The organism is Erwinia plantamica (assembly GCF_043420595.1).
Taxonomy (GTDB): domain Bacteria; phylum Pseudomonadota; class Gammaproteobacteria; order Enterobacterales; family Enterobacteriaceae; genus Erwinia; species Erwinia aeris.
Window position 1 is genome coordinate 1 of sequence record NZ_JBGCUC010000092.1, and the last position, 444, is coordinate 444.

The window sequence follows — 444 nt, forward strand, 5'->3', positions numbered from 1 at the left end:
TTAAAACTGCAAAATAATATTCGACCGCTTGCGCATATTACTTGCCGCGATCGCAATCTGATTGGTCTTCAATCGCATTTAATGGGACTGGATGCGCTTGGTATTCATGACATATTAGCGGTAACAGGTGACCCAACAAAAATTGGTGACTTCCCAGGTGCCACAAGCGTTTATGATGTTTCAAGCTTGGAATTAATTCAATTGATTAAGCAATTAAATGAAGGAATTTCATTCTCAGGGAAATCGCTTCGAAAGAAGGCAAATTTCTCTGTGGCAGCGGCATTTAATCCGAACGTTCGAGTGCTTGACCGAGCAGTGAAAAGATTAGAGAAGAAAATCGAATGTGGTGCCGATTATTTTATCACGCAACCTGTCTATACAAAAGAAAAAATTCAAGAAATTTATGAAGCGACGAAACATTTAGCAACCCCTATTTTCATCGGT

1 protein-coding gene is annotated in these 444 nt (G+C 39.4%); it reads left to right on the forward strand.

Annotation, left to right across the window (positions count from 1 at the left end; all coding sequences use genetic code 11):
- Nucleotides 1-444 (forward strand): methylenetetrahydrofolate reductase (locus AB3U87_RS22230; RefSeq protein WP_394150592.1); only part of this gene is annotated, 444 nt, incomplete at both ends.